The 26,407-nt window shown below is 65.0% G+C and carries 23 protein-coding genes; 18 read left to right on the top strand and 5 right to left on the bottom strand.

The genetic code is table 11. The features are described from left to right. Positions 1 to 477: 477 nt before the first annotated feature. The 3 genes from J6500_RS30245 to J6500_RS30235 form a co-directional block, all read right to left on the bottom strand. Positions 478 to 1,173, bottom strand: a complete 696-nt coding sequence (locus J6500_RS30245; RefSeq protein ID WP_225716356.1) for a GntR family transcriptional regulator — start codon at positions 1,171 to 1,173, stop codon at positions 478 to 480. A 437-nt stretch (positions 1,174 to 1,610) separates the two neighbouring features. Beyond that, positions 1,611 to 3,107 carry an NAD-dependent succinate-semialdehyde dehydrogenase gene (locus tag J6500_RS30240; protein ID WP_225716355.1) on the bottom strand — a complete coding sequence of 499 codons (1,497 nt, stop codon included), beginning with the start codon at positions 3,105 to 3,107 and terminating at the stop codon, positions 1,611 to 1,613. 528 nt (positions 3,108 to 3,635) lie between these two features. Next, positions 3,636 to 3,959: a hypothetical protein gene (locus J6500_RS30235; RefSeq protein ID WP_225716354.1), complete on the bottom strand. Its 324-nt coding sequence runs from the start codon at positions 3,957 to 3,959 to the stop codon at positions 3,636 to 3,638. A gap of 341 nt (positions 3,960 to 4,300) precedes the next feature. On the opposite strand from J6500_RS30235, the gene J6500_RS30230 reads away from it, so the two are divergent. Both J6500_RS30230 and J6500_RS30225 read left to right on the top strand, forming a co-directional pair. After that, on the top strand, positions 4,301 to 5,491 hold the full coding sequence (locus tag J6500_RS30230) for a serine hydrolase domain-containing protein (RefSeq protein WP_225716353.1): 1,191 nt from the start codon (positions 4,301 to 4,303) through the stop codon (positions 5,489 to 5,491). A gap of 317 nt (positions 5,492 to 5,808) precedes the next feature. Then, positions 5,809 to 7,518, top strand: a complete 1,710-nt coding sequence (locus J6500_RS30225) for an AMP-binding protein (RefSeq protein ID WP_249781733.1) — start codon at positions 5,809 to 5,811, stop codon at positions 7,516 to 7,518. A gap of 171 nt (positions 7,519 to 7,689) precedes the next feature. Here J6500_RS30225 and J6500_RS30220 read toward each other — a convergent pair whose 3' ends face one another. Next, positions 7,690 to 8,691 (bottom strand): adenosine kinase, encoded by a 1,002-nt coding sequence (locus J6500_RS30220; RefSeq protein ID WP_225716352.1) that lies wholly within the window; start codon positions 8,689 to 8,691, stop codon positions 7,690 to 7,692. 269 nt (positions 8,692 to 8,960) lie between these two features. Between J6500_RS30220 and murJ the strand changes: the two genes are divergently transcribed. The 3 genes from murJ (at position 8,961) to J6500_RS30205 (ending at position 12,198) form a co-directional block, all read left to right on the top strand. Beyond that, complete coding sequence (murJ, locus tag J6500_RS30215; RefSeq protein ID WP_225716351.1) at positions 8,961 to 10,496, top strand: murein biosynthesis integral membrane protein MurJ; 1,536 nt, start codon at positions 8,961 to 8,963, stop codon at positions 10,494 to 10,496. Positions 10,497 to 10,562: 66 nt separating this feature from the next. Continuing rightward, positions 10,563 to 11,615, top strand: a complete 1,053-nt coding sequence (trpS, locus tag J6500_RS30210; protein WP_225716350.1) for a tryptophan--tRNA ligase — start codon at positions 10,563 to 10,565, stop codon at positions 11,613 to 11,615. Positions 11,616 to 11,703: 88 nt separating this feature from the next. Beyond that, a complete protein-coding gene (locus J6500_RS30205) occupies positions 11,704 to 12,198 on the top strand; it encodes a universal stress protein (protein ID WP_225716349.1) in 495 nt (164 codons plus the stop codon). A gap of 64 nt (positions 12,199 to 12,262) precedes the next feature. Here the strand turns inward: J6500_RS30205 and J6500_RS30200 are convergent, their stop codons facing one another. Next, positions 12,263 to 15,460 (bottom strand): autotransporter outer membrane beta-barrel domain-containing protein, encoded by a 3,198-nt coding sequence (locus tag J6500_RS30200; RefSeq protein WP_225716348.1) that lies wholly within the window; start codon positions 15,458 to 15,460, stop codon positions 12,263 to 12,265. Positions 15,461 to 15,495: 35 nt separating this feature from the next. Between J6500_RS30200 and J6500_RS30195 the strand changes: the two genes are divergently transcribed. From J6500_RS30195 to J6500_RS30135, 13 genes are all read left to right on the top strand, one after another. After that, a complete protein-coding gene (locus tag J6500_RS30195; RefSeq protein ID WP_225716347.1) occupies positions 15,496 to 15,939 on the top strand; it encodes a hypothetical protein in 444 nt (147 codons plus the stop codon). Positions 15,940 to 16,049: 110 nt separating this feature from the next. Next, positions 16,050 to 16,616 carry a NifU family protein gene (locus tag J6500_RS30190; protein ID WP_225716346.1) on the top strand — a complete coding sequence of 189 codons (567 nt, stop codon included), beginning with the start codon at positions 16,050 to 16,052 and terminating at the stop codon, positions 16,614 to 16,616. 87 nt (positions 16,617 to 16,703) lie between these two features. After that, on the top strand, positions 16,704 to 17,399 hold the full coding sequence (gene tsaB / locus J6500_RS30185; RefSeq protein ID WP_225716345.1) for a tRNA (adenosine(37)-N6)-threonylcarbamoyltransferase complex dimerization subunit type 1 TsaB: 696 nt from the start codon (positions 16,704 to 16,706) through the stop codon (positions 17,397 to 17,399). Continuing rightward, the gene (rimI, locus tag J6500_RS30180) at positions 17,396 to 17,881 is read left to right on the top strand and encodes a ribosomal protein S18-alanine N-acetyltransferase (RefSeq protein ID WP_225716344.1); all 486 of its coding nucleotides are present in this window, start codon (positions 17,396 to 17,398) and stop codon (positions 17,879 to 17,881) included. The genes tsaB and rimI overlap by 4 nt, the downstream gene beginning before the upstream one ends. A gap of 82 nt (positions 17,882 to 17,963) precedes the next feature. Then, a complete protein-coding gene (locus J6500_RS30175; protein WP_211985684.1) occupies positions 17,964 to 18,416 on the top strand; it encodes a Fur family transcriptional regulator in 453 nt (150 codons plus the stop codon). Between the two features lie 4 nt (positions 18,417 to 18,420). Further along, on the top strand, positions 18,421 to 19,122 hold the full coding sequence (locus J6500_RS30170; RefSeq protein WP_225716343.1) for an HAD family hydrolase: 702 nt from the start codon (positions 18,421 to 18,423) through the stop codon (positions 19,120 to 19,122). A gap of 253 nt (positions 19,123 to 19,375) precedes the next feature. Beyond that, positions 19,376 to 20,764, top strand: coding sequence for a tRNA (N6-isopentenyl adenosine(37)-C2)-methylthiotransferase MiaB (gene miaB / locus J6500_RS30165; RefSeq protein ID WP_225716342.1), 1,389 nt, complete (start codon positions 19,376 to 19,378; stop codon positions 20,762 to 20,764). Positions 20,765 to 20,823: 59 nt separating this feature from the next. Further along, on the top strand, positions 20,824 to 21,819 hold the full coding sequence (locus J6500_RS30160; protein ID WP_225716341.1) for a PhoH family protein: 996 nt from the start codon (positions 20,824 to 20,826) through the stop codon (positions 21,817 to 21,819). Between the two features lie 65 nt (positions 21,820 to 21,884). Beyond that, entirely contained in the window at positions 21,885 to 22,382 is a 498-nt protein-coding gene (gene ybeY, locus J6500_RS30155) for an rRNA maturation RNase YbeY (RefSeq protein ID WP_225716340.1), read from the top strand. A gap of 1 nt (position 22,383) precedes the next feature. After that, positions 22,384 to 23,499 carry a hemolysin family protein gene (locus tag J6500_RS30150; protein ID WP_225716339.1) on the top strand — a complete coding sequence of 372 codons (1,116 nt, stop codon included), beginning with the start codon at positions 22,384 to 22,386 and terminating at the stop codon, positions 23,497 to 23,499. After that, positions 23,496 to 25,109, top strand: a complete 1,614-nt coding sequence (gene lnt / locus J6500_RS30145; protein WP_225716338.1) for an apolipoprotein N-acyltransferase — start codon at positions 23,496 to 23,498, stop codon at positions 25,107 to 25,109. Before J6500_RS30150 ends, lnt begins: the two co-directional genes overlap by 4 nt. A 261-nt stretch (positions 25,110 to 25,370) precedes the next feature. Beyond that, positions 25,371 to 25,787, top strand: a complete 417-nt coding sequence (locus J6500_RS30140) for a helix-turn-helix domain-containing protein (RefSeq protein ID WP_225716337.1) — start codon at positions 25,371 to 25,373, stop codon at positions 25,785 to 25,787. 107 nt (positions 25,788 to 25,894) lie between these two features. Continuing rightward, positions 25,895 to 26,407, top strand: a 513-nt coding sequence (locus J6500_RS30135; protein ID WP_225716336.1) for a M20/M25/M40 family metallo-hydrolase, incomplete at its 3' end; no start/stop codon positions are given.

The following is a 26,407-nucleotide window of genomic DNA, read 5'->3' as shown; positions in this document are numbered from 1 at the left end:
GATCGAAATCGGTCGAAACGGCGGCTTGACATGTCGGGCAACTCAGGGGTATTATTCTAATATTCCGAAACGACACACGCGCCCTAGCCGCCTGAAGGGAGGCAAAGTGCGTGGCTCGAATAGGGCCCACTGAACTGCGCGATGCCAAACCTCCACTTCAAAAGGGGAGGTCGCTTCGCTCGCCAGAACAGCGGGTCTGGATCCGGTCTCTCCACGAAGAGCATCGCCTGCGGCAGACCCCATCCGGACCTTCCCCCTTTCGGGGAAGGAGAAGACGGCCCGTAGCCCGGATGCAGCGGAGCGTAATCCGGGGTTCGTGTATGCAGATATGGTGGTCCCGGATTTCGCTTCGCTGCATCCGGGCTACGAAGGCTCCAACAGCTCGCGGCTTGCGCTCGCTTCGAGTTCGGCCATCAGACTCTTGTCCGCATGGCGTGCCATGGCGATGCCGACGATGCCCGCACCGTTCACCAGGATTCAGCGTTCCGGGCCGGCATCCCGCGCGGCCTGACGCTGCGCCGAGCGCAGCGTCTTTTGCATCTCCTCGATATGTTCGCGCAGCAGCCGGACGGCCTTCTTGGCCTCGCCGTCGCGGCAGAGTTCGAGCAGCCGGTAATGCTCGCGCTGCGGACGCTCCTTGCCCGGCGCCTGCGACACCAGCGCCCGCGTGAAGCGGCTGACATGGCCGTAATTCGTCTCGATCATGCCGAGCAGGCGCGGGCGATTGCACGGCGCGTAGAGCGTGGCGTGGAATCTCCAGCTGAAGGCGCCCCATTGCGCCGGATCGGGCTCGGAGTCGTAAGCGCGGAGGATCCGCGTTGCTTCGTCAATATCGATCTCGCCCATCGCCGGGATCGCCAGCCGCAAGGCGTGGCATTCGAGCGCAATCCGGATCTCGAGCAGCTCGACCACCTCGTCGACCGACAAGTCGGAGACGACGGCGCCACGGTTGGGCAGGATCGTCACGAAACCTTCGGCCTCGAGCTGGCGCAGCGCCTCGCGCACCGGGATGCGGCTGGTCCCGAACCGCGCGGCGAGCTCGTCCTGACGCAGTTGGGCGCCGGGCGCGAACTGGCCCGAGCTGATCGCGGCCCGCAGCGCCGCCCGCACCGCGGCCGGCGCGGACCCGTGGGGTCCGGCTGCTCGATTGCCGATGGCGGTTCCGGGTTTCATCGGCTTCTCCGCGATGCGCACCGTTCGGTAGAGTATCCGATCGGCTATTATTGTATAAAATTCCACCGCCGATTATGCAATCGTATGTATCAAATCTGGCACAGTTGTATCCAATGCTCCGGCGTCATGAGACGCCCCGCCGAGTCAATCGACCAAGCATTTGATTTTTCTAGTCTTTAGTGCGACTATCGGGAGCCACGCCAGCCCACAGCCAGTCGCCCGTCGGCACCCTTGGGTCAAGATCAAGGACACCGGCGAAATCCGGCTCGGGTTTCGCGACGTATCTGGACGACAGTCAAGCCCGGCTCTGACTCAATCAGAACCGGCTCATGGCGCAAATAGCGTAGCCCGGATGGACGTAGCGATATCCGGGCTACCGCGCGATGGATCGGTCCCGGATATCGCTTCGCTCATCCGGGTCACGAGCAATCAGCGGCTCACACCCCCGCCATCATCACGTATTTAATTTCGACATATTCATCCATGCCGTGGCGCGAGCCTTCGCGGCCGAGGCCCGATTCCTTGACGCCGCCGAACGGCGCGACTTCGGTCGTGATCAGGCCGGAGTTGACGCCGACCATGCCCGACTCCAGCGCTTCGGCGACGCGCCAGACCCGGCCGATGTCGCGCGAGTAGAAGTAGGAGGCGAGGCCGAACGGCGAGGCGTTGCACATCGCGATCACGTCGGCCTCGTCCTTGAAGCGGATCACCGGTGCGAGCGGGCCGAACGTTTCCTCCTGCGAGACCAGCGCGTCCGGCCGCACGTCGGACAGCACGGTCGGCTCGAAGAAGCTGCGGCCGAGCGCGGAGCGCTTGCCGCCGGTCACGATCTTGGCGCCGCCCTTTACCGCGTCGGCGATGTGGCGTTCGACCTTCTCGATCGCTTCCATGTTGATCAGCGGCCCCTGCGTCACGCCGGCTTCCGTGCCGTCGCCGATCTTCATCTCGGCGACCTTCTTCGAGAGCTTCTGCACGAACTGATCGTAGATCTTGTCCTGGGCGTAGAGGCGGTTGGCGCAGACGCAGGTCTGGCCCATGTTGCGGTACTTGGAGACGATGGCGCCTTCGACCGCGGCATCGATATCGGCATCGTCGAACACCACGAAGGGCGCGTTGCCGCCGAGCTCGAGGCCGAGCTTCTTCACGCCGACCGCCGCCTGGCGGTACAGGATCTTGCCGACCTCGGTCGAGCCGGTGAAGCCGACGAAGCGCACCGCCGGGTGCTCGCACAGCACCTTGCCAATCGGCGGCGCATCGCCGGTGATGATGTTGAAGACGCCCTTCGGCACGCCGGCCTTCTCGGCCAACGCCGCCAGCGCGAGCGCCGACAGCGGCGTCTCGTTGGCCGGCTTCAGCACCACGGTGCACCCGGCGGCAAGCGCGGGCGACACCTTGCGCGTGATCATCGAGTTCGGGAAGTTCCAGGGCGTGATGGCGCCGCAGACGCCGATCGGCTGGCGGATCGCGAGCAGGCGGGCATCCGGCCGCTGGGTCGGGATGGTCTCGCCATAGACGCGGCGCGCCTCTTCCGCGAAGAACTCGACATAGGCGGCGCCGATGTCGACTTCGCCGAGCGCCTCGGCCAGCGGTTTGCCCTGCTCGGAGGTCAGGATCAGCGCCAGATCCTCGCGATTGGCGATGATCAGGTCGAACCATTTGCGCAGGACGTTGGAACGCTGCTTGGCGGTCAGCTTCGCCCAGGCCGGAAACGCGCGCTGCGCCGCTTCGACGGCGTTGGTCGCATCGGCGGCGCTGAGCTGCGGGATCTTGATCAGTTCCGCGCCGGTGGCGGGATTGTTGACGGCGAATTCGGGCGTGCCGACCCAGGCGCCGTCGATATAGCAGCGGTCGCGCAGCAGCGACGGGTCCTTCAGGCGCCCCTGGAGCGAGGATGCTGCGGATTGCGTGGCGCGTGCGGCGATGGGTGGGGTCATGGCGTTACTCCTCGAATATTCCGGGGGTATTCGCCGCCTATATAGAGGGAAACCTGCCGAGATGCACCGGTGTCCGGCGCGACCCTGCTTGCGCGCAAATGCGATGCTCTATCAATCGTCATGCCGGAACGGTCCGAAGGACCAGACCCGTTATGGCGTACCCTTCTTCATGGCGAAGACTTCATCCACAAAGGCTCTCACAGCCGCAATTGCATCATCGGGCGACGCACCATGGTCGATCAGGTGGCAATAAAGTGGACCAACGCCAGTGAGTCCATCGACTATCGATAGTTCGCGGACCGCGCTGTGGTTCGACTTGATCCACTCGTTGATCAGTCTCCGCATATTCATCAGCCAGCTCGCTTTCGTCGCATCGTTCGGCCGCTCACTGCTGCGCCGACGCTGAGCCGGTCATCATCGCCAGCGCGAGCAATGCGGGCAGGATTTTGGTCATCGGCTGCGACAGCACTAAGTTACTGGAATCGCTCAATTACGATAGACCATCATGAAATGACGTTTATCGAGATGTCACACGACGCCGCCACTCATATAGGTCTCGCGGCGACCGATCATGCGTTCGGCGGCCGCCTTCGCATCGGCCTTGGTCGAGGTCGCGCAGGTCCGGTATTCGAGATCGGCCTGCGCCTTGGCGTCGCGGCGGCCGAACCAGGATTTCGTCCCGCTGTGCAGCAGCGAAAGCGCCTGCGCGACATTGTCGACGGCCTCGAAGGAGTGCAACGCGCCGGTACCGGCGTAACGGACCTCATAGAGGCCGGGACTGATCGGCGCTTCGATATTCTCGCCGCGGCCGGGCCGCGGATAGCGTTTCCACTCGCTCCATGTCGAAATCATTGCTGCGTCCCCGCAATGGCGCCCGTGGCAACCATTTGCCTCAAATTATCCCCAAGCCACGCAATTTGCGCAGCGATCTGAATGCGTTAATGCAAAAATTCAGGTTCGGAAATCGCGTCCGCAATCACGTTACCGTGGCTGCCTTAAGCGGTCACCGGCGCTTCCGGCAACTCCACCGCAAAATCTGCGCGCGTGGTGAACGTTCGTTGAGCAAGGCGGTTCCTGCGCGGCCGACCTTCACGACATCGCGACATCGCGGCCCTCCGCCCGCCTTGCAGGCGCTGAAAAGCGGGAGGATGATCGCCGCCCTTCAGAACAATAACCCACCGGAGGAAGGCCCCATGCAGAGCAAGGCTCAGATCGATCAGGTGTTGCGTCAGAAGAGCGAGGCCAAGGAGATTCCCGGCGTGGTCGCCGTCGCGGCCACCGGCCAGGACATCATCTACCATGGCGCGTTCGGCAAACGCGATTTGTCCAAGAGCGATGCGATGACCGAGGACAGCGTGTTCTGGATCGCCTCGATGACCAAGGCCGTGACCTCGGCCGGCGCGATGCAACTGGTCGAGCAAGGCAGACTGTCGCTCGACGAGCCGATCGGCAAGCTGCTGCCCGACCTCGCCGCGCCGCAGGTGCTGGAGGGGTTCGATGCCAACGGCGAGCCCAAGCTGCGGCCAGCGAAAACCGCGATCACGCTGCGCAAGCTGATGACCCACACCGCGGGATTCTGCTACGACCTGTGGAACGCCGACATGGGCAAATACATGGAGAAGACCGGCACGCCCGGCATCATCTCCTGCAGCAATGCCGCGCTGAAGACGCCGCTCGCGAGCGATCCCGGCACGCGCTGGGAATACGGCATCAACATCGATTTCGTTGGCAAGGCGGTCGAAGCGGCGTCCGGCAAGACGCTCGATGTCTATTTGCGCGACAACATGTTCGCGCCGCTCGGCATGGGCGACACCGGCTTCAAGATCACCGACGACATGCGCAAGCGGCTGGTCGGCATGCATGCGCGCGGCGAGGACGGCACGCTGGCGGCGATCCCGTTCGAACTCGAGCAGGCTCCTGAATTCCACATGGGCGGCGGCGGGCTGTACTCGACCGCGGCCGACTACATCAAGTTCTGCCAGATGATCCTCAACAAGGGCAAGGGCAACGGCAACCAGGTGCTGAAGCCGGAGACCGTCGCGGCGATGGCGCAGAACCAGATGGGCGACCTCTCCGTCACCAAGATGACGTCAGCGGCGCCGCCGTTCACCAACGATGTCGATCTCTATCCGGACCAGGTGAAGAAGTGGGGGCTGAGCTTCCTGATCAACACCGCCCAGACACCGGAAGGCCGCAGCCCCGGCAGCCTCGCCTGGGCCGGGCTCGCCAACACCTATTACTGGATCGATCCATCGCAGGACGTCTGCGGCGTGATCCTGACCCAGCTGCTGCCGTTCGCCGACAAGCACAGCCTGGAAGCCTTCGCCAGCCTCGAGCGTGGCATCTATGCCGGGCTTACCGGCAGCGGGCAGAAGGCAGCCTGAGAGAAGGTCGAGTAGCGACGCGACGGGACTGCGCTCCCTCTCCCCGTTCCTCACGGGGTCGAGACGAGCGAAGCTCGCTCTTAGAGGGTTGGGGTGAGGGGCCTCCATCCGGCGAACAGTTCGCCGATTGTGCGCAGCGTGCCTCGCCCCTCACCCGGATCGCATCTGCGATGCGATCCGACCTCTCCCCGCAAAAGGGCGGGGAGAGGTGAACGGAGGCATCCATTTCAACACCCCGCCATAGGTCGGGCCTGTCGGTTCAGCAGCAAACCACTAAGATCGCGCTCAACGCGACGAGACACGCGAGGAGGACGATCTTGATACCCAAGGCTTCGGCGCCCAAGGCGGACAGCTATGTTTGCGGCATCTCGGATACGCCGCTGCTCGGCGAAACCATCGGCCGCAGCCTCGACCGTGCCCGCGCGCGGTGGGGCGAGCGCGAGGCGCTGGTCTCGCCCAGCCACGGCGTGCGCTGGACCTGGAACGAGTTCGCCGACCGGGTCGAGGCGCTGGCCGCCGGCTTCCTGGCGCTCGGGCTGACGCGCGGCGAGCGGATCGGCATCTGGTCGCTGAACCGGCCGGAATGGACGTTGACGCAATTCGCCGCCGCCAAAGCAGGGCTGATCCTCGTCACCATCAATCCGGCCTATCGGCTGAGCGAGCTCGAATTCGCCCTTGGCAAGGTCGGCTGCGCCGCCATCGTCACCGCGACCGCGTTCAAGACCTCGGCCTATATCGAGATGCTGAACACGCTGCTGCCGGAGCTTGCAGGCTCCGAGCCCGGCCAGTTGCGGTCGGCACGGCTGCCGCAACTCCGCGCGGTGATCCAGATCGGCGGCCCGACGGCGCCGGGCACGATTGCGTTCGAACGGGTGTCGCAGATGGGCGGCCCGCGGCATCGCGAGCAGCTTGCTGCGCTCGGCGACAGCGTGCAATTCGACGATCCCGTCAACATCCAGTTCACCAGCGGCACCACCGGCTCGCCGAAGGGCGTGACGCTGACCCACCACAACATCCTCAACAACGGCTACTTCACGGGACGCGCGATGCGGCTGACCGAAGAGGACCGCATCTGCATCCCGGTGCCGCTCTATCACTGCTTCGGCATGGTGATGGGCAACCTCGCTTCGGTCACGCTCGGCGCCACCATGGTCTATCCCGGCGAAGGCTTCGATCCGCTGGCGACGCTGACGACGATCGCGCAGGAGAAATGCACGACGCTGTACGGCGTGCCGACCATGTTCATCGCCGAGCTCGACCATCCGGAGTTCGAACGCTTCGACCTGTCGTCGCTGCGCACCGGCATCATGGCGGGCGCGCCCTGCCCGATCGAGGTGATGAAGCGCGTCAACACCGAAATGAACATGCGCGAGGTGACGATCGCCTACGGTATGACCGAGACCAGCCCGGTGAGCTTCCAGAGCGCCACCGACGATCCGCTGGAGCGCCGCGTCTCCACCGTCGGCCGCATCCATCCGCATGTCGAGGTCAAGGTCGTCGATCTCGACGGCAAGATCGTGCCGCGCGGCGAACGCGGCGAGCTCTGCACCCGCGGCTACAGCATCATGCTCGGCTATTGGGACGAGAAGGAAAAGACCGCTGACGTGCTCGACGCCAATGGCTGGATGCACACCGGCGACCTCGCCGTGATCGACGATGAGGGCTATTGCAACATCGTCGGCCGCATCAAGGACATGGTGATCCGCGGCGGCGAGAACCTCTATCCCAGAGAGATCGAGGAATTCCTGTTCCGCCATCCGAAGATCCAGGACGTGCAGATCTTCGGCGTCGCCGACGAGCGCTATGGCGAGGAGCTGTGCGCGTGGGTCCGCGTCCGCGCCGGCGAGACGCTCACCGCCGAGGAGGTGCGCGCCTTCTGCCACGGCCAGATCGCCCACAACAAGATCCCGCGCTATGTCGAGTTCGTCGAGGAATTCCCGATGACCGTGACCGGCAAGATCCAGAAATTCGTGATGCGGGACGCCGTGGAGCAGCGGCTGGGGCTGAAGGCGGCGAAGACCGCGTGAGGGACTTCTTCTCTCTCGCTCCCTCTCCCCATTCTTACGGGGAGAGGGGCGGGGTGAGGGGCGCTTCCGCAAATTCGATAGCAGCGAGTACGCGGAAGCTCCCCCTCACCCGGAACGCATCTGCGATGCGTTCCGGCCTCTCCCCGCAAGCGGGGAGAGGCAAGAGGCGCCCTACGCCAGTAACCCCTTCTGCCTCGCAAGATCCTTCAGCGACACCAGCGGCCTTGCGCCGATGTGCTGGATCACTTCGGCTGCGGCGAGCGCGCCGAGACGGCCGGCATTCTCATAGCCGACATTGCGGACCAGGCCGACCAGGAAGCCAGCGGCAAAGAGATCGCCGGCGCCTGTGGTGTCGACCAGCCGGTCGATCGGATAGGCCGGCGCCGACGTGACGCCATCGCTCGACACCACGACGCAGCCCTTCTCGCTGCGGGTCACGACGCCGAGTTTCGTATCCTTGCCGAACTGCTTCAGCGCAGAGTCGAAGTCCGCGGTCTGGTACAGCGAATGCAGCTCGGACTCGTTGGAGAAGACGAGGTCGACCGTGCCCTTGCGCATCAAATCGAGGAATTCGTCGCGGTAGCGGTCGACGCAGAATGAATCCGACAGCGTCAGCGCGACCTGGCGGCCGGCGCCATGCGCGATGGTCGCGGCCTTGACGAACGCATCCTTGGCGTTCTTCGGATCCCACAGATATCCCTCGAGATAGATGATGCCGGCTGCAGCGATCTGGGCCGGATCGATATCGTCGGGCGTCAAATCCTGCGCGGCGCCGAGATAGGTGTTCATGGTGCGCTCGCCGTCCGGCGTCACCAGGATGTAGGAGCAGCCGGTTGCCGGACCGGTCGTGGCCGGCCTGGTCTCGAACGTCACGCCGGCGGCGCGGATGTCGTGGGTGTAGAGATCGCCGATCTGGTCCTTCTTGACCTTGCCGACATAGGCCGCGCGGGCGCCGAAGCTGCCGACGCCGACGATGGTGTTGGCGGCCGAGCCTCCAGAAACCTCGGTCGCCTGGCCCATGTCGCTGTAGATCGCAGTGGCGCGCGCTTCGTCGATCAGCTGCATCGAGCCCTTGGTCATGCCGTGCCGCGCGAGGAACGCCTCGTCGGTCTGCACCAGCACGTCGAAGATCGCGTTGCCGATCCCGAGAACGTCGTATTTTGCCTCTGCCATTGACCTGCCCTGTCGTTGCGATCCAAGAAGCGTGCGGCCTATCACGTTAGCCATGATGCCAGCAAGCCGAGGCCGAAGCTCCCCGTTCCGTCATCCTGAGGTGCGAGCGCAGCGAGCCTCGAAGGATGACGGGTTGGTTTGCTCAACTTGCTCAGTGTCATCGCCGGGCGATGACAGCGGTGGGTGACGACAAAGCTTCACACCCTCTCAGGTGACGGGTTTGAGAGGGTGCTACTGGAAGCAATGGATGTGCCTGCTATACAGGCCGCATGATCCGCTCCTTCCTCACCGTCTCCACGGGAACGCTGGCCTCACGACTGCTCGGCTTCGTGCGCGATTCCGTGATCGCGGCGCTGCTCGGCGCCGGGCCGGTGGCGGATGCGTTCCTGGCCGCGTTCCAACTGGTGAATGTGGTGCGGCGGCTGCTCGCCGAGGGCGGGCTGAATGCGGCGCTGGTGCCGGTCTGGCTGAAGATTCGCGAGCGCGACGGCGCCGACGCGGCGACCGCCTTCGCCGGCCGCGTGCTCGGCACGGTCAGCGCCGCCGTGATCGCGGCCGCGCTCGTCATCGGCGTCGTGATGCCGTTTGTCATCGCTCTGATCGCGCCGGGCTTCATCGGCCGCGACACGCTGCAATTCGCCGTCGACGATGCGAGGCTGATGCTGCCCTACCTCGCCTTCGCGGGTCCCGTCACCGTGATGATGGCGCTGCTCAACGCGCAGGGCCGCTTCGCGCTGACCGCGTTCTCGCCGCTGCTGTTCAACATCGCGCTGATCTCGGTGATGGCCGTGCTGCTGGTGCGGCAGCATGACCCGGTGCAGGCCGCGCTGGTGATGGCGGCGACGATCGGCATCGCTGGGCTGCTGCAGCTCTCGATGCTGGCGCTGCGCGGCGCAACGCTCGCTTCGCCGCTGCGCGTCTCCTTCGATGGCGAAATGCGCAGCTTTCTCGGCCGCGCGGTTCCCGGCATGGTCGCGAGCAGCGCGCCGCAATGGCTGATGGTCGCAGGCGCGGTGATCGCCTCGGGCGCGCCGGCGGCGGTGTCCTGGCTCTATTTCGCCAACCGCCTGCTCGAGCTGCCGCTCGGCATCGTCGGCGTCGCGATGGGCACCGTGCTGATCCCCGAGATGACGCGCGCGGTGCGCAGCGGCGAGCACGGCGCGATCGCGCATGCGGAATCACGCGCGCTGGAGCTCGCGGCCGGACTGGCGCTCCCCGCAACGCTCGGCCTGATGGTGCTGAGCGGACCGATCGTACGCCTGCTGTTCGAGCACGGCGCATTCACCGCCGAGGACACCGCCGCGACGGCACAGGCGCTGGTCTGGCTGGCGCTGGCCTTGCCGGCGCATGTGCTGGTGAAGGCGCTGTCGCCGGCGTTCTTCGCGCGCGAGGACACGCTGACGCCGCTGCTCGCGACGCTGCAAGCCGTCATGGTCGCGATCGCCGCCGGCTTCCTGTTCGGTCAGCTTCACGGCGCCAGCGGAGTTGCCGCCGGGATCGCGCTCGGCGCCTGGAGCAACGCGCTGTCGTTGATCCGCAGGGGTGCGACCACCTTCGGCTTCTCGATCGACGCCGACGCCCGCCGCCGGCTGCCGCGCATCCTCGCCGCCGCGCTTGGGATGGGCGCCCTGCTCTGGCTCGCGGCCCGCCTGCTGCCGGCCGGCGTGCACGGCCTGGTGCAGGCCGCCGCCCTGCTCCTGCTGATCGCCGCCGGCATTTTGGCTTATGGGCTGCTTTTGCAGCTTTTCGGCGTGACCGGCTGGCGACAGGCCGTCAGCGCCATCAAGCGAGGACATCCGGCCTGACTTGCGCACAAAGGGCTTAAGTGGCAAACGACGCCGCTAAAGCTGCCATTTCCGGGAATCTTGACCATGGCGTTCGTTGAACGGGTTTTCTCAGGCGTCCAGCCGACGGGCAATCTGCACCTCGGCAACTATCTCGGCGCCATCGTCAACTTCGTGAAGATGCAGGAGACCCATAACTGCATCTATTGCGTCGTCGACATGCACGCGATCACGATGGGGATCGATGTCTGGGGCGGCCCGGCCGAGCTCGCGCGCAACACCCGCGAGGTGACCGCGGCGTTCATCGCCTCGGGCATCGATCCGAACAAGCACATCGTGTTCAACCAGAGCCAGATCGCCGGCCACGCCGAGCTGACCTGGATCTTCAACTGCGTCGCGCGGATCGGCTGGCTGAACCGCATGACCCAGTTCAAGGAAAAGGCCGGCAAGGACCGCGAGAACGCTTCCGTCGGTCTCTACGATTATCCGGTGCTGATGGCGGCCGACATCCTGCTGTACCGCGCCACCCATGTGCCTGTCGGCGAGGACCAGAAGCAGCATCTGGAACTGTCCCGTGACATCGCGCAGAAGTTCAACAACGATTTTTCGGATTCGATCCGCGGCCACGGCTTCGCCGACGGCCTGTTCTTTCCGCAGCCGGAGCCGCTGATCACCGGGCCGGCGACGCGGGTGATGAGCCTGCGCGACGGCACCAAGAAGATGTCGAAGTCGGATGCGTCGGACAATTCGCGGATCAACCTGACCGACGACGCCGACACCATCGCCCAGAAGATCCGCAAGGCGAAAACCGATCCGGAGCCGCTGCCGTCGGAGGAGAAGGGCCTCGAGCCGCGCCCCGAGGCCGACAATCTGGTCGGCATCTACGCCGCGCTCGCCGGCATCTCCAAGCAGGAAGTGCTGACGCAGTTCGGCGGCGGCCAGTTCTCCAGCTTCAAGAACGCGCTGGTCGAGGTGTGCGTCGCAAAACTGGCGCCGATCGCCAGCGAGATGAAGAGACTGGTCGCCGATCCCGGCCATGTCGACGCCATCCTGGCCGACGGCGCCAGCCGCGCCCGCGACCTCGCCGACGAGACCATGCGCATGACCAAGGACATCGTCGGCTTCATCCGCTCGCACTGACGCGTTCGGCAAGACCTGCGCACTCCCTCTCCCAAACGGAGAGGGAGTGTGGCAGCATGGGTTGGTTTGGTTCAGCACCGGGACATGCATGACCACCCAGCGACGCAGCTATGAGACCGGCCACAAGCCGAAATGCCTCGTCATCGTCGACGACACCGCGGAATGGGATCGCGCGGTCTATTACGCCAGCCGGTGGGCGATCCGGGTCGGCGGCGGCGTGGTGATGCTGCGGGTGATCGAGACCGAAGACCAGAACCAGCAATGGCTCGGGGTCGCCGACATCATGCGCGCGGAGGCCGAGGAGGCCGCCAACGAGGCGCTCGACCGCGCCGCCGGCCGCGCCAACGGCATCGCCGCGATCACTCCGGAGCGGGTGATTCGCGAGGGCGACCCGACCGAGCAGATCCTCGACGTGATCGAGCAGGACGTCGACATCGCCATGCTGGTGCTGGCCGCCAATCCGGGCGCCGAGGGGCCCGGTCCGATCATCACCACCATGGCCAAGACCATGGGCGCGTTCCCGATCCCGGTCACCATCGTGCCCGGCGGCCTGACCGACGCCGAGGTCGATGCCCTGTCGTAGGGCGTTGCCGCCGCCAGCCTCGGTGGGCCGCTCCCTCCGTGGCGAGGCAACCAGCCGACCTCTGTTACCAGGCGTAGCGAAGCACGCCCTTGCCCGCATAGGAGCGGCTGACGCTGGAGAATTCGCCTTCGAATGTGCCGGCAACTGAGAATCCGTTCAGCCATGTCCATTCGGCGGACGCCGTCGCAAGCGCGAGGTCATGCGGCTGCGGGACCCCGCCAACCACGAAGGTCGCACCCGGCAGCGCCTGAAAGGTGGCAGCGACGGTGCGGTCAGTATTGTAGTCATGCGCCCAGGCCGCGCGGCCGCGGAGCGTGAAGACACCGTCCTGCGTCGCAAACGACTTGTCGGTGCGCACCCCGAGCTCGTTTCGCGTTGTGGCGACACTCTTGGCGGCGTAAGCGAGGGCAAAGGTGCTGACGCCCGAAATCGCCGCCTCGCTGTAGTTCGGCAAGTCGAATGTCACGAACTGACCTGCGGCATACGGCGTAAACCCGACCCCGCCCATGACGGGGGCGATCAACCGATAGCCGCCTTCGACCCGGCCGGACCACGCATTGGCGTTGAAGCGGGCGCGGAGCCGATCGACACCGGCAACGGTTACGGTCCGGTCGGTCGTAACCTCTTGCCAACCATAGGCGAGCGCAGCCGTGATGTAGGCGGGGCCGGCATTGTGCCGGATGAAGGCGCCGGCCTGGAACAGATCGGAACTACCACCGCCAAAGCCGTTGACACCAAAGCCGGTGCCGCCGCCCGCCAGCGCAAAGCCGGCAATCGTGTTCGGCGAAAGGGGGTAGTCGGCACCGGCTGCAACCCCGTAGACGCGGCTTGACGTGTTGCTGGTGCCGAGCGATGCGCTGGCGTCGGTGGTTTGCGAGCCGCCAAATCCCGCGACCCAGGTGCTCCAGCGCTGCACGAACGGCGCCGGCGGCGGCGCCTTGGCATAGATTGCGGCCATGGCGTCGCCTGCCTTGTGCCGCGTGGCATAAGCGAGCGTCTTTTCGTCGGCGTATCCCGCTGCGTTCCCGCCGCCGGAAACCGCATCCCCTCGCCTAGCGATAAAGGGATCGGTCATCACGCCCATGAACTGGGTCATGGCATCGAAGGTCGTCTGTTGCGAGCCTGTCGCGGTCTCGCCCGCCGCTTGCGACAGCCCCGCCGCCGTCAAGGTGCCGTACACCATCGGAATGCCGCCATTGGCGTTGAAATAGTTCGTCAGCGCATTGGCGACGTTCTGCTGATTGCGGTTGAGACCGCTCGGCAGCGAAAGACCGAGGTCCAGGTTCAGATACGCATTGAATCCATCGTATCCAAGCGTCGGGATGAAGCCGAATGGAAGGTCGGTATTGACCACGCCGCTGAAGGCACCGGTCACGCCGGCCGCCGCATGAAGGATGGTGTACTGCCTGGCGATATAGCTGCCTGGCACAAAACTCGCCTGCACCGTGCCGCCGTTCAGCGTTGCCGTACCCGTGACGTTGGCGAGCGAGGACGTGGCTGGAGAGACCTGGATCGCATAGAGCGCGCCAGACTGGACAGCCAGGTTGCCGGTAATGTTCATCGAACTGCCGGCCGTACTGTTGCCGGGCGCGAATGTCCCGCCGTTCGCGATCGTGGCGGCGCCGACGATCGAACCGGTACCGGTCAGGATGCCGCCGCTGATCCCGACCGAGCCTGTGATCACGCCGTTATTGAACGTGGTACCGCCCGTGTTGGTGAAGCCGCCGGCGCCGACCACCAGCGCGCCTGAATTCTGGAACCCGCCTGCATTGTTGCTGACCGTCACCGCACTCAGCATTCGGCCGGCAGCAATCACGACACCATTCGTGGCGGCCGAGTTGTTGGTCAGCGTCGTGATGCCGGAGAGATCACCGGACGTGACGGCGAGTTGCGCCATGTCGCTGTTGGTGAAAGTGCTGTTGCCGGCCAGCGCGCCGGCAACCGAGAAAACTCCTGAACCCTGATTCTGGATGGCACCGTTGACCTGATTTCCGGCATTGACGGTCGCCGAGTTGGTCAGCCCTCCATTGACGACACTGGTCGCGGTAGCGGTGTTCAGCGCGCCACCACTCACTGTCGCGCCGCCATTGATCGTGCCTGCGTTGTCGGTTGTGCCGGCAATGTTGGATAGCCCGCCGTTGAGAATGGACGCGGCGCCGATGTTCTTGAGGTTGCCGGCGTTGACGACGGGACCGGCCGTCGCGGTGAGCGTTCCCGAATTCGAGATGAAGGCCCCCGCGCTGTTGGAGATATTCGCAGCGCTGAGCAGTCGACCCGCGTCGACGACAACGCCATTCGTCGACGTCGAATTGTTGGTCAGCGTCGTGATTCCGGTGAAGTCTCCTCCATTCACCATCAGCCTCGCGTTACTTCCCGAAAGCGTGAAGCTGTTGTTCCCGAGCAGATTGCCGGTGACCTTGACGAGACCATCCGACTCCCTCAGGGTGCTCCCGTTGAACTGTGACCGATTCAGAATGACCCCGTTGATCGTTCCGGAAGCATAAACCGCTCCCAAATTCGTTAGACCGCCGCCGATGGTGCCCGTGGTCGTCAACACACCAAAGCCGTTTGCCGCGAGGCCGGTGATGGTCCCGGTATTGGTGAAATCGAGGCCTTCGCTCGTCAGCGAGGCAATGGTTCCGCCGTTACTCGCGCGATTGGCGTTAAACACCGCGCCGGCATTACCGGCGTTGTTTTGAAAGATACCAAGATTGTTCACGTCCCCGAGGGTGCCGCCGGCATTGGTCGCAGCGGCAAACTTCAGAATGGTGGTGCTGCCGATCACCAGCGCGCCGGCATTGTTGACGAAGGTACCGCCTTTGACGCTGACCTCGGTTTGCAGTGTCCCTCCGTTCACCAGCTTGCCGTCGAAAATAGAGGTTGTGGTGAATGAGTTCGCTCCGGTCAGTATCAGGGTGCCGGCGCCGATCTGTGAAAGATCCGTGCCGGTCATGTTGTTGGCGATTGAAACGCTGCGGCCGGCGGAGGCGCCGTTGGTGACACCATTGCTGAAATTTACGTCCTGGCCGGAAATCACGTAATTCTGCGAATTGAAGCCAAAATTCCAGGATTGCGGCGCAATCGGACCCGCCGTCACGTTGATTGTCGCGGAGCCGGTGCTGCCAAATCCGGCAATTTCGCCCGCAGCATCAGGAACCGTGCCGGTGCTCCAGTTGGTGGCTTCGTTATAGTTGGTGTTGTTGACGCCGCCGCCTAGCCAATTCTGGGCGCACGCGGCTTGTGGCACCATCAGCAAGATCATCGTGGCTGCCGCTGAAAGCGACAGCCCGGTCAGAGATGCTATTCGCAGCAAGACGCGGTGGCATCCGGCTCGGTCAGTCGATAGGCGTCTCGGAAGCTGAACAAGATCATGACGAATCGCCGAACCAAGGGCTCTCGATTTTCCGCCAACCATTTCCGTATTCCAAAAGTATTTGCGCTGCCGGGGCAGCAAAGGCAGCCTCCAAAGGACCAGTGGCCAAGCTCTCACGAACTGCCGATCAACTCCAGATTGCTGCCTCGACAAAACCATTGGTTGCGGCCGGCCGGATGGTAATTGACGCGATGTGTTGCTATTTCGCCGCAGACACAATCAGGGGCGGCGGCGGATTTGCGCCGGACCCCGGGCAGCAACTGGAATGGCTTTCGGTCGAACGATCGGTAAGGGGTGGAAAGGCCGCCGATCCGCCGGATATCCGGGCCCTGCCGGGCCTTGATCACGCGTTCCCCATCGCCATCTGACTCCTTGATTTGACGCGTTTTTCTTCATGCGGAGCGGTACCACTTCGCAAGAAAGCGCTATAAGGAACCCCAACGCGCCGGCCTTGAACCGGCGACGCCGGAGAGAGCAGATGTTCATTCAGACCGAAGCCACCCCCAATCCCGCCACCCTGAAGTTCATTCCGGGCCGCGTTGTGCTCGACAACGGCACGATGGAATTCTCGCCGGACACCGCCGCGCGCTCGCCGCTCGCCGAGCGGCTGTTCGCCGTGCCCGGTGTCACCGGCGTGTTCTTCGGCTCGGACTTCGTCACCGTGACCAAGGCGGACGGCGACTGGCAGCACCTCAAGCCGGCGATCCTCGGCGCCATCATGGAGCATTACATGTCCGGCGCGCCGCTGCTCGCCGACGGCAGCGCCTCCTGCGACGCGGCGAGCGATGGGGACGACGAGTTCTTCGATGAGGCCGATGCCGAGACCGTCGAGCAGATCAAGGACCTGATCGAGACGCGCGTGCGTCCCGCGGTCGCCAATGACGGCGGCGACATCACCTTCCGCGGCTTCAAGGACGGCATCGTCTATCTCAACATGAAGGGCTCCTGTGCCGGCTGCCCGTCATCCACCGCGACCTTGCAGCACGGCATCCAGAACCTGCTCCGGCATTTCGTGCCGGACGTGCAGGAAGTCCGGCCGATGTAATGGGAGGCGAATGGTGAATAGCGAATGGCGAATAGCAATCCGCTCTGATTCAATATTCGCTATTCGCTACTCGCCATTCGCCCCCTCATGATGATTCTCGCCATCGATACCGCGCTCGATGCCTGCTCCGCGGCAGTGCTCGACACCACCTCCGGCAATACCATCGCCATCGAATCGCAGCCGATGCAGCGCGGCCACGCTGAGGCGCTGATGCCGCTGATCGCGCGCGTGATGAATGAGAGCGGCATCGCGTTCACCGCGCTCGACCGCATCGCCGTCACCACCGGCCCCGGCAGCTTCACCGGCCTGCGCGTCGGGCTTTCGGCTGCGCGCGGCATCGCGCTCGCCGCCGGGAAGCCGGCGGTCGGGTTGACCACGCTCGCCGCCTATGCCGCGCCCGTGGTCGCCGTGAATGCGGAGCATCCGATCCTGTCGGCGATCGACGCGCGGCACGATCACGTCTACTTCCAGGTGGTGGCCGGCGACGGCAGTCCGATCGTCAAGGCGAAGGTGGTGCCGATCGCGGAGGCGCTCGAAGCCACGCAATACGGCGCGCTGCATCTGGTCGGCAATGCCGCCGATATCCTCGCCGCGCGCTGGCCCGCGGACGCAGCGCCGCCGGCCGCGGTGGATTCGCGGCCAGCGCCCGACATCACATGGGTCGCCTGGATCGGCGCCGCCGTCGATCCCGGCGGTGCGCCGCCGCGTCCGTTCTATCTGCGCGCGCCCGACGCCAAGCCACCGAAGGATCGCCTCGAAGTCAGCGTGCCGCCCGCGACATGATCGACTGGCTGCCACGGTGGTGGAGCGGTGGGCCACCCGCGGTCGAGCCCGCGACGTTGCGCGACGCGGCGCGGCTCGCGCAATTGCATGGCGCATCATTTCACCGCGGCTGGGGCGAAGGCGAGTTCGAGGCAATGCTCGCTGAGCGCAACACGCTGGTGCATCGCCTGCGACAGGGACGCAAGGTGATCGGCTTCGCGGTCTCGCGCATGGCGGCGGACGAGGCGGAAATCCTGTCGATCGCGATCGATAGCAGCCAGCGCGGACGCGGCCTGTCGCGCAACCTGCTGCTGACCCATCTCGGCCATCTTGCCGGTCGCGGCATCCGCACCATCTTTTTGGAAGTGGAAGAAAATAATCTGCCGGCGCGGCGCCTGTACGAACGGGCCGGATTCGGCGTGGTTGGCCGCCGCGAACGCTACTACAAGCAGCCCGGCGGGGAACATCTGAACGCGCTTCTGATGCGCCGCGACTTGTCGTAACATCCGCGCGATGGCAGAACAGCGCCCGACACTCGAGGCCCACGGGACGCACCGAGGACCTGCCAAGAACCCGCCAAGGACCATGACCACGGTGAAAATCCCGCCTGCGCAGAAAAATACCGGCATCGAGGCGCGCTGCGCCGCGACCGGCATGCGCATGACTGAACAGCGCCGCGTCATCGCGCGCGTGCTGGCGGAATCGATGGATCATCCCGACGTCGAGGAACTGTACCGCCGCTGCGTCGCGGTCGACGACAAAATCTCGATCTCGACGGTGTACCGCACCGTCAAACTGTTCGAGGACGCCGGCATCATCGAGCGCCACGATTTCCGCGAGGGCCGCGCGCGCTACGAGCAGATGCCCGAGAGCCACCACGATCACCTGATCAATCTGCGCGACGGCAAGGTGATCGAGTTCACCTCCGAGGAGATCGAGAAGCTGCAGGCCGAAATCGCGCGCAAGCTCGGCTACAAGCTGGTCGATCACCGCCTCGAGCTCTATTGCGTGCCGCTCGACGAAGACAGCAAATCCTAGTCGCGTGAATATCGATCTCGTCATCTTCGATTGCGACGGCGTGCTTGTCGACAGCGAGGTGATCTCCTGTCGCGCGCATGCCGAGACGCTGACGCGTCACGGCTTTCCGATCACGCCGGACGGCGTGCTGAAGCGCTTCCTCGGCGTCTCCGACCGCGAGGCGCGGCAGATCGTCGAGACCGAGCTCGGCCGTGCGCTGCCTGAGACGTTCGAGGCCGAGGTCAAGCAGGCGACGCTCAGCTTTTATGCCGACGACCTTAGCGCCATCGCGCATGTCGGCGACGCCATCGCCGCGCTGACCTTGCCGAAATGCGTCGCCTCGAGCGGCACGCCAGAGAAGATCCGCCACGGTCTGTCCTGCGCCGGGCTCTACGACCAGCTCGCGCCGCATATCTTCTCCGCCGTCCAGGTCAGGCGCGGCAAGCCTGCGCCCGACCTGTTCCTGTTCGCGGCCAAGCAGATGGGGGCCGATCCGGCGCGCTGCGTCGTGATCGAGGACAGCGTGCCCGGCATCACCGGCGCCCGCGCCGCCGGGATGACGGTGCTGGGTTTCTTTGGCGGCAGCCATTGCACGGCGGAACATGAGGCCCTGCTGCACAAGGCGGGAGCGACCGTGACGTTCGCCGATATGCGCGAGTTGCCCGGTCTGATTGCGCGGATGGGGCCAGGACTCCTGTCGCGTGAGGAATCGTCTCCTTTCCCCTGAAAGGGGAAGGCCGGGGATGAGGGTCAGCCGCGGGCGACGCCATACGCGGAGAGAGCAGATCCCGACCCGCTTTGCTCTGCGAGCAAAGCGACCTCCCCTTTGCAAGGGGAGTTAAACGACCCGAATTTCGGCCGGATCGCCCCCGAATGACGGGACGGACCGAGGCCGGGAACGCTGGATTTTCGCCCCTTTTGGCTATATCTGAGCCCCGCGCCCCGGATGGCGCCGTTTCCATTCCACGATTTTGGGTTCCATGACGACGCCGCGCAAGCTGCACATCAAGTCCTATGGCTGCCAGATGAACGTCTACGATGCGCAGCGCATGGTGGACACGCTGGCCGGCGAGGGCTTTGTCGAGACGGCAAGCGCCGATGACGCCGACCTCGTGATCCTCAACACCTGCCACATCCGCGAGAAGGCCTCGGAAAAGGTCTATTCCGAGCTCGGCCGGCTGCGCGTCGCCAAAGAAGAGGCCGCGCGGCAGGGCCGCGAGATGAAGATCGCGGTCGCCGGCTGCGTTGCACAGGCCGAGGGCGAGGAGATCGTGCATCGCGCGCCGACCGTCGACATCGTGGTCGGACCGCAGAGCTATCATCATCTGCCGGAGCTCTTGAAGCGCGCGAAGGCCAATGGCCGCGCGCTGGAGACCGAATTCCCGATCGAGGACAAGTTCGGCTTCCTGCCGCAGCCGAAGCCGGACGCGATCCGCGCGCGCGGCATCTCCGCTTTCGTGACGGTGCAGGAAGGTTGCGACAAGTTCTGCACCTTCTGCGTGGTGCCGTACACGCGCGGCGCCGAAGTCTCGCGCCCGGTGGCCAAGATCGTCGACGACGTGATGCAGCTCACCGAGAACGGCGTGCGCGAGATCACCCTGATCGGGCAGAACGTCAACGCCTACCATGGCGAGGGCCCCGACGGCCGCGCTTGGTCGCTCGGCAAATTGTTGCAGCGGCTTGCCGATATCCCTGACGTGAAGCGGCTGCGCTATTCGACCAGCCACCCCCGCGACGTCGACGATTCCCTGATCGCAGCACATCGCAACCTTCCGGAGCTGATGCCGTTCGTGCACCTGCCGGTGCAATCCGGATCGGACCGGATCCTCGCAGCCATGAACCGAAAACATACCGCCGATGACTACCGGCGCGTCATCGACCGGTTCCGAGCGGCACGCCAAGACATTGCTTTTTCATCGGATTTTATCGTCGGCTTCCCCGGCGAGACCAGGGAAGAATTTTCCGCCACACTCGCGCTTGTCACGCAAATCGGCTACGCTGCAGCCTATTCATTCAAATATTCGCCCCGGCCGGGCACGCCGGCGGCGGAGATGCAGGAGACGGTGTCAGCGACTGAGATGGACGAGCGCTTGGGGCGGCTTCAGGACTTGATCGACAGCCAGCAATCGGCCTTCAACCGGGCTGCGATCGGCACAACGGTCGACGTGCTGTTCGAGCGCGCCGCGCGCAACCCCGGCCAGATCGTCGGCCGCACCCCCTATCTGCAGCCCGCGCACGTCATGGCCTCGCCTGACATCATCGGGCAAATTCTGCCGGTGCGGATCGACAGTCTCGAACGCTACAGCCTGAAGGGCGAGCTTGCGACGCCGTCCGCGCCTGACACTGTTTCGCAGACCATTGGAGCCTGAGATCCTTGCCAAAAAGCGCATCGGATTCGTCTTCGCTCGCTCCCAGCCGCAAACTCGACATGCAAGCTCCGCCTGAGACCCAGGTCGTCATCGATTTCGACGACAACCGTGCCGCATCCGCGTTGGTCGGCCCCTACGGGCAGAACCTCGCGCTGATCGAGCGGCGGCTCGGCGTCGTGGTCGATTCCCGCGGCAATCACGTCACCATCGCCGGTTCGCGCGACGGCTGCGATGCGGCGCGGCGCGTGCTCGAGACGCTGTATGCGCAGGCCGTCCAGGGCCACGATCTCGATCAGGGCGAAGTCGAAGGCGCGATCCGCGCCGTGATCGCGCAGGGCTCGCTGTTCGAGTTCGACAACAAGACCGCCAAGCCGACCTTCGAGACCATCAATCTGCGCAAGCGCGCGGTGCGTGCGCGCACCGCGGCGCAGGACTCCTACATCCGTGCGCTGAAGCGCCACGAGCTGGTGTTCGGCATCGGCCCGGCCGGCACTGGCAAGACGTGGCTCGCGGTCGCGCATGCCGCGCAGCTGTTCGAGCGCAAAGAGGTCGACAGGATCATCCTGACGCGTCCCGCGGTCGAGGCCGGCGAACGGCTCGGCTTCCTGCCCGGCGACCTCAAGGAGAAAGTCGATCCGTATCTGCGCCCGATCTATGACGCGCTGTACGATTTGATGGATGCGCGCGTGGTCGAGCGCGCGCTGCAGGGCAACGAGATCGAGATCGCGCCGCTCGCCTTCATGCGCGGCCGCACCCTGACCAATGCCGCGATCATCCTCGACGAGGCGCAGAACACCACATCGATGCAGATGAAGATGTTCCTGACCCGTCTCGGCGAGAACAGCCGGATGATCGTCACCGGCGATCCCTCGCAGGTCGATTTGCCGCAAGGCCAGGCCTCGGGGCTTGCCGAGGCGGTCAAGCTGCTCGGCGGCGTCGAAGGTATCGCCCAGGTGCACTTCAAGGCCGAGGACGTCATCCGCCATGAATTGGTGGCGCGCATCGTGGCCGCCTATGAGGGATTGCCGCAACGCCCGGCAAACGCCAGACCTTGAGACCAAGAGCTTCGGTCGCGAGCCCGCATGCTGCGGGTTCCGGCCATAACGCAGATTTTGAAACCGTGTCCGCTTTTCCTGCAACCGAGGTCCTCGTCACCGCCACGTGCTGGCAGGCTGAGCCCACTGCCGACGCGGTGATCCATCGCGCCATCGAGGCAGCGGCCGACATCGCCGATGCCGATGTCGGCGACGCCGAGCTCGCGATCATGCTGACCGACGATGCCGGCATCCGCACCCTGAACGCCAATTGGCGCAACATCGACAAGCCGACCAACGTACTGTCGTTCCCTGCGCTGCAACCGATCGGGGACGGCAGCGACGACGATGCGCCGCGCATGCTCGGCGACATCGCGATCGCCTATGAAACGACGCGGCGGGAGGCCGACGAGGAAGGCAAGCCGTTCGAGCATCATTTGAGCCATCTGGCGGTGCACGGTTTCCTGCACCTGGTCGGCTACGACCACGAGAACGACGCCGATGCCGAGGACATGGAGAGCCTCGAGCGCAAGATCCTCGATACGCTCGGCATTCCCGACCCCTATGCGGATCGGATCGACTGACATGCCGGATTCCGACCCGACCCACGACAATCCGCGCAACGTGAGCAACCTGCCCGCCGTGGTGCACGAGGGCGAGGTGCAGCGTCCCGCCGCCGAAGGCTGGCTGGTGCGCGCGATCCGCACGCTGTTCGGCTGGAAGGCCGGCTCGGTGCGCGACGACCTGCAAGTGGTGCTCGATGCCTCGACGCCTGACGATGTCGGCTTCTCGGCGATCGAGCGTACCATGCTGCGCAACATCCTGTCGCTCAACGAGCGGCGGATCGCCGACGTCATGGTGCACCGCGCTGACATCGTCGCGGTCAAGCGCGACATCCCGCTCGGCGAGTTGATGAGCCTGTTCGAGAGCGCGGCGCATTCGCGGCTCGTGGTCTACAACGAGACCCTCGACGATCCCGAAGGCATGGTGCACATCCGCGACCTGCTCGCCTTCATGACCGCACGCGCGCGCGTCACCGAAGCGACCAAGACGCGGCGCAAGAAACCGTTCCCGGCCGGACTCGATTTGCGCGCGGTCGATCTTGCGCTGCCGCTGTCGGATGCCAACATCATCCGCAAGCTGCTCTACATCCCGCCATCGATGCGCGCGATCGACCTGCTCGCGCAAATGCAGGCCTCGCGCATCCATCTTGCGCTCGTCGTCGACGAATATGGCGGCACCGACGGGCTCGTCTCGATTGAGGACATCGTCGAGCAGATCGTCGGCGAAATCGATGACGAGCATGATTCCGACGAGCCGCCGTCGATCGTCCGCCAGGCCGACAACTCCTTCATCGCCGACGCGCGCGCCAGCCTCGACGACGTGCGCTCGGTGATCGGCGAGGATTTTGTCACTGGCGATGCCGGCGAGGAAGTCGAGACGCTGGGCGGCTATCTCGTGTCGTTCGTCGGCCGCCTGCCGGTGCGCGGCGAGGTGATTTCGGGTCCGGGCAATTTCGAGGTCGAGGTGCTCGACGCCGATCCGAGGCGGGTGAAGCGGCTGCGGATCTCGACCCGCAAGGAACGGCCGCCGGCCCGCAAGGAACGCGAACGCCGCCGCGAACAATCGTCTGACAGCGGAACGCCGCAGGCCAATGACAACACCCCGCCGGCCCCCGGAGACGGAGCCGGGCCGCAGTGACGCTGTCAGACAAACTGCGCGCCGGCGCCCTTGCGATCATCCTGACCTGGGGATGGAAGCGTGCCGCGATCGCGCTGGCCGCCGGCGCGCTGTCGGCGCTGGCGATGGCGCCGTTCAACGCCTGGCCGGTGCTGTTCCTGACCTTTTCCGTCGCAGTCTGGCTGATCGACGGCGCAGCCGCCGGGCGCTGGCGCGGCGTGCCCGCGGCGGCGTGGTCCGGCTTCTGGTTCGGCCTCGGCTATTTCGTGCCGGGACTGTACTGGATCGGCTACGCCTTCTTCGTCGATGCGCAGACCTTCGCCTGGCTTACGCCGTTCGCGGTGCTCGGCCTGCCGGCCTATCTGGCGCTGTTCACGGCCTTGGGCTTTGCGCTGGCGCGGCTGATCTGGCCGCGCGATGCCTCGCGCGTGCTCGCGCTCGCGGTCAGCCTGACGATCTCGGAATGGCTGCGCGGCCACGTGCTGACCGGCTTTCCCTGGAACGCGTTCGGCTATGCGCTGAGCGAGCCGCTGGCGCTGGCGCAGACTGCATCATTGATCGGACTGTGGGGCATGACGTTCCTCACGGTTGCGATCTTCGCCAGCCCGGCCGTTCTGATCGACGGTTTCTCACGCGGCCGCAGGCCCTGGCTTGCAACGGTGATGGCGGTGGCGGCTCTGGCGGCGATGCTGGCGTTCGGCGCGGTGCGTCTGTCACTGTCGCCGACGCAGATGGTCGCCAACGTGAAGCTGCGCATCATGCAGCCCGACCTGCAGCAGGACGCCAAGTTCAACTACGCCGCCAAGGCGGCAGTGATGCAAAAATATCTCACACTGTCGGATCGTGCGTCGGGACCGCACTCCACCGGCGTCGCCGACGCCAACATCCTGATCTGGCCGGAATCCGCCTTTCCCTTCTTCCTGACCCGCGAAGCCGACGCGATGGCGCAGATCGCCGATCTGCTCCCCAGGGGAACCGTGCTGATCACCGGGTCGGTGCGCGCGCCCGATTTGCCGGCCGGCGTCCGCGTCACGCGCGCCTACAATTCGATCTATGTCATCGACCATGACGGCAGCGTGCTGTCGGTCTACGACAAGCTGCATCTGGTGCCGTTCGGCGAATATCTGCCGTTCCAGCAATGGATGGAGAAGCTCGGCTTCATGCAGCTCACCAAGGTGGTGGGCGGCTTCATCCCGGGCACGGTGCGCAAGCCGCTCGACGTGCCGAACGCCCCGCGCGCGCTGCCGCTGATCTGTTATGAGGCGATCTTTCCCGCCAATGTCGTCGAGCGCGACGACCGACCCGGCTGGATCATCAACCTCACCAATGACGGCTGGTTCGGCATCTCGACCGGACCCTACCAGCATTTGCAGCAGGCCCGGATGCGCTCCATCGAAGAGGGGCTGCCGATGGTGCGTGCTGCAAATACGGGCATATCAGCCGTGATCGATCCGCTGGGGCGGACCGTCGCGCAGCTCGGGCTCGGCGTCGAAGGCGTGCTCGACGCCGGCCTGCCGGCAGCCATCGCGCCGACGATCTATGCGCGTATCGGAAACATCCCCGCCGCTGTAATTGTATTCGTTGCCTTCGCAATCGTCTTGCGGCAGCGTTTTGCCAGGCGAAAAACCTGAGCTCTGCATATCGCCGGTTGTCGCCGAACCCGAAAAATCGTCGAAATCTGCTCCCGCGTGATTCCGCCTGTTGACAGATTGACCGTGCACTTCGCATTGTACGGGTCCGAGCGAAATCACAAGTTCAGTCAGCCCCTTTGCGCAAATTGTCCGCATTTCGTCCCAATCCTCCCTGCAGGATTTGACGCTACCGGCGCCTGAGGCATAGTCGGTTCCAACCAGCCTCGCCCACCGGCGCTCGATCCCTTAGGAGAGTTGGAGATGTCCACCAAAGCGCCCAACCCTGTTGACAAATATGTCGGCAGCCGCGTCCGCATGCGACGCATCATGCTGGGCATGAGTCAGGAAAAACTGGGCGAGGCGCTGGGCCTGACGTTCCAGCAGGTGCAGAAATACGAGAAAGGCACCAACCGGGTCGGCGCCAGCCGGCTGCAGCAGATCTCCGAGATCCTGCAGGTGCCGGTCTCGTTCCTGTTCGACGGCGGGCCGAGCAGCGCCAAGAGCGGAGACGGCTTCAGCGAGGGCGCCTCGCCGACCTATGTCTCGGATTTTCTCGCCACCGCCGAGGGCCTTGCGTTGACCCGCGCCTTCACCCGCATCAACGACGCCAAGCTTCGCCGCAGCATCGTCGAGCTGGTCGAGCAGATCGCCTCGCGCGAGGCATCCGACCAGGCCTGATCCAGCGACAAGCGTTTGAGAGATCGTCTAAACTGGACTATGTGAGTCCGGCGCACGCGGGTGTGTGCGCGCAATGACAAACAGTTTCACAGGCGGCGACAGCAGACATGTCCAGCAACCCGTTTGACGCGGCGGCGATCCTCGACGGCATCCGCCGCTGGGTCGAGATCGAGTCGCCGACCGAGCGGCCCGACCAGGTCAACAAGCTCGCCGACCTCGTCGCATCGGGTTATCGCGAGCTGCCGGCTACGGTGGAGCGCGTTGCAGGGCGCGACGGCTGCGGCGATCATCTCGCAGTGCGCTCGAGCTGGGGCCAGGAGGCGCCGGGCATCCTGGTGCTCAGCCATCTCGACACCGTGCATCCGATGGGATTCATCGAGCGCCTGCCGTTCAAGATCGACGGCGACGTCGCGTTCGGCCCCGGCATCTACGACATGAAGGGCGGCGCCTATCTCGCCTATCACGCGTTCCGGCAGATCTGCGCCGACAGCGCGCGGCCGCCGCTCGGCATCACGCAGCTTTATGTGTCGGACGAGGAGATCGGCAGCCCGACCTCGCGGGCGCTGATCGAAGCCGAAGGACGCAAGGCCAAATACGTGCTGGTGACCGAGCCGGCACGC

Source organism: Bradyrhizobium semiaridum (genome assembly GCF_020329505.1).
GTDB lineage: Bacteria > Pseudomonadota > Alphaproteobacteria > Rhizobiales > Xanthobacteraceae > Bradyrhizobium > Bradyrhizobium semiaridum.
This window is presented reverse-complemented; position numbering and strand designations above follow the sequence as displayed.